The following is a 3,438-nucleotide window of genomic DNA, read 5'->3' on the forward strand; positions in this document are numbered from 1 at the left end:
YACCGATCAGCACGGTGGGTTTTGGCAATAACGGGCTTGCGAAAGCCAACTTGCACGGGGCGAATGATCAAAAAGTGCTCGCTGGCGGTGATAGGGAAAGTGTCGGCGCCGGCTTCACGGATTCAGGATTAAAATTTAGCGGGCTTGATCAGATAGATTACCAAGTGTCTTTGAGCTCCGCGAGGTGGATACTTCGCACGGCTTGCTGTGAATAGTCATTGATGCCATAACGACGCAGTATGGGTATATTGATCGGTCAAGCTATAATGACATAATTCATATTCTTTCGTCTCGTCGACCAAGTGGCATTCTCCACCTTTTTAAAGATTTGATCTGCGTTATGAAGTGGCGTGTCGGACATGGTGGAGTGCTTACTTAAACTGCGTGAAGAAATGTTGAAAGTCACGGTGATTTTCTATTAAAAACCCGCCAAATCCGCCTGTGTGCGGCTTGCATAACCGCTAATAATTGGTGGCCTCGCTGACTTCCCAGCATCTTCTGACTGCAGTCACTTCCGACTGACATTACATGAGTAGGTTCAATGGCGTAAGGGGTATCATCGGCTAAAGGCGAGTTAAGCTCGATTCTGGTGTATGGGAGGAAGTAGGAAGGGTGGCGTATCCTGTTGATTGATCACGACCAAGATCTCAACCAACACAAGTGGATACGCCATGACGGATTCTACCCTCCAAGCCGTGACGCAGCCAGAAAACGACATCACTGACCCGCTGCATGAACTGCTACGCCAGGGAGCCCGAGACTTAATCACCAAGGCCGTGGAGGCGGAGTTAACGACGTTTCTGGAGCAATACGCCGATAAGACGCTGGAGGATGGGCGTCGTGCCGTGGTCCGCAACGGCCACTTACCCGAGCGCACGATCCAGACAGGCATCGGTGATGTTAGCGTGCAAGTACCCAAGGTGCGGGACCGCAGCGGCCATGGCGCTTGCTTTAATAGCAACCTGCTACCGCCCTATTTGAAGCGGACCCGCAGGATCGAGGAGTTGATCCCCTGGCTCTATCTAAAGGGGATCTCCACCGGCGACTACCAAGAGGCGCTGGCTGCGCTGCTGGGTGATCAGGCCAAAGGGCTCTCGGCGAACACTGTGTCTCGGCTCAAGAAACAGTGGGAGGATGAGCATGCTGACTGGCAGAAACGCGACCTATCAGAGCAGCGCTATGTCTACTGGTGGGTCGACGGTATCTACAGCAAGGTGCGCATGGATGACAGCTTATGCCTGCTGGTGATCATCGGTGTGACCAAGCATGGCCGTAAAGAGCTGGTGGCCGTTGAGGATGGACGACGTGAATCGGAGGCCAGCTGGGTAGAGCAGCTCACAGGGCTACGGGAGCGCGGTCTAACTCATGCCCCCAAGCTTGCGATCGGCGACGGTGCCATGGGGTTCTGGGCGGCATTGAGCAAGATCTATCCGGAAACGGATCACCAGCGTTGCTGGGTGCATAAGACAGCTAACGTACTGAACAAGCTGCCGAAATTCGTGCAGCGTAAGGTCAAGGCTGACCTGCACGAGATATGGATGGCCGAGACACGCTTTGATGCACACAAGGCGTTTGATCGCACCGTGAAACGCTTCGACGCCAAGTACCCCAACGCCATGGCGTGCTTGGTGAAGGATCGGGATGCACTGCTGGCGTTCTATGACTATCCGGCAGAGCACTGGTTGCATATTCGCACGACCAACCCGATCGAATCGACCTTCGCTACGGTTCGCCTGCGGAGCAAACGCAGCCTGTTCGGCGTCAACTATCCTTGTCCGACCGGTCATCCTAATTGTCGCCTAACACGCAGCCGGAACTGCGGTTCTCGAGTAACAACCTTGGCGATGGTATTTAAGCTGCTTCAGAGCGCCCAGAAGCGCTGGAAGCGGATAGCAGGGTTCAACAAACTGGAGCTCGTCGTGAATAACGTGAAGTTCCAGGATGGTGAGCCTTTAACCGATCAATCAGACAGCAACGCCGCTTGACCGCTGTACACCAGACTTGAGTGCGCCAGGCGAAGTCTGGTCATCCGGGAAACCGCCCTGAGGTGGAAAGGATGAAGTGAAATCCAGTGGGTGAAAGTCCCACCCGGCCAAGGCTAGCCACCAGCCGGAAGCGAGTGTTGCGTGGTGTCGGGTAACCGCCACTGCGAAGCGTACACAGCGAGTGGGCAGGCCGTGTGATTGAGCCCCGAAATGGTGATAGTAGCAGTCGCCGACAGTCTTCAAGTGCTGGAAGGCTACACAAACCTGTCGGATGGCTTGGCAGGCAAGGGCTGCCGGGGTCGAAGAGCAGGGCATGTTCACACAAGGGTTTCCCAGGAACCTGGGAGGCCCGTCTTTCTCCTCCGAACAATAAGTTTACAGGCATGGTGCTGCCTGCCGAGAAAGCGCCCGGTTCGGTGCTGTCGTGCCTGACGGTGCTGGAAGCGAATCTCAGGCACTCAGGGGGTACGGCCAGGCGACCATAATGAGCCAGCCGGATGGAAAGGCGGGAGTCGGAGTCGCTCATAGTACCGATGAAAGCGGGGAACCGACTCGACGGGACCCGTGGGAGGGAAGGGGCGGCCAATCATTAGAATCGCCGGAGGGACACATGGCAGATGCACAGGAATCTGTTCCCATGTACACGAAACAATGGCGGATAGCGGCGTTAGCAGAACGCTTCCCGCAGCGTGCGTTTACCTCATTGGCGCATCACATGGATGCCCAGTGGTTGATGTCGGCCTACCTGATGACGCGCCGCGATGGCGCCGTCGGGATTGACGGCCAAACAGCGGATGACTTCGCCAGTGACTTCGAAGCCAATATCCAGCGTTTGCTGGAAGAGGCCAAGAGCGGTCACTATCGAGCACCGCCGGTACGGCGCGTCCATATTCCCAAAGGAGGTGAGCGCACCACGCGGCCGATCGGCATCCCTACCTTCGAAGACAAGGTTCTGCAGCGTGCGGTGGTGTCACTGTTGGAGCCACTTTACGAACATGATTTTCTACCGTGTTCGTTCGGTTTCCGACCGGGACGCTCACCGCATCAGGCGATCAAGTCGGTATGGGAGGGTTTGTCGTCGATGGGCGGTGGCTGGGTCATTGACCTGGACATCCAGGCCTTCTTCGACACGATCGACCATCAACACCTGCGTGAATTTCTGCAACAACGAGTGAAGGACGGTGTGATTCTCCGCTTGATCGGCAAGTGGCTCAACGCCGGTGTCATGGAAGCGGGGCAATGGCAAAAAGGCGAGGTAGGCAGCCCACAAGGGGGTGTCATTTCCCCGTTGTTAGCGAATGTTTACCGTAAGCGTTCATTCCAGGACGTAGTTGACTTACTTCACGTTGCGGAGAGGCCTTAACAACTCCGGCGAGACCTTGTATTGTTTGGTGCCGTCCTCGGCTAACACGATCACGCTCTTGCGGTTGATCTTGGTGACGATCCCCAGTAA

3 protein-coding genes are annotated in these 3,438 nt (G+C 55.8%); all 3 read left to right on the plus strand.

Annotated elements, in window-relative coordinates; genetic code table 11:
• A partial coding sequence (locus B7L15_RS19715; RefSeq protein WP_217808087.1) for a hypothetical protein occupies positions 1 to 215 on the plus strand: 215 nt, incomplete at its 5' end.
• A 456-nt stretch (positions 216 to 671) separates the two neighbouring features.
• Complete coding sequence (locus tag B7L15_RS19220; protein ID WP_085920492.1) at positions 672 to 1,985, plus strand: IS256 family transposase; 1,314 nt, start codon at positions 672 to 674, stop codon at positions 1,983 to 1,985.
• A 610-nt stretch (positions 1,986 to 2,595) separates the two neighbouring features.
• The gene (locus B7L15_RS19225) at positions 2,596 to 3,348 is read left to right on the plus strand and encodes a reverse transcriptase domain-containing protein (RefSeq protein ID WP_085920493.1); all 753 of its coding nucleotides are present in this window, start codon (positions 2,596 to 2,598) and stop codon (positions 3,346 to 3,348) included.
• Positions 3,349 to 3,438: the final 90 nt, after the last annotated feature.

This window comes from Halomonas sp. CSM-2, assembly GCF_002119345.1.
GTDB lineage: Bacteria > Pseudomonadota > Gammaproteobacteria > Pseudomonadales > Halomonadaceae > Vreelandella > Vreelandella janggokensis.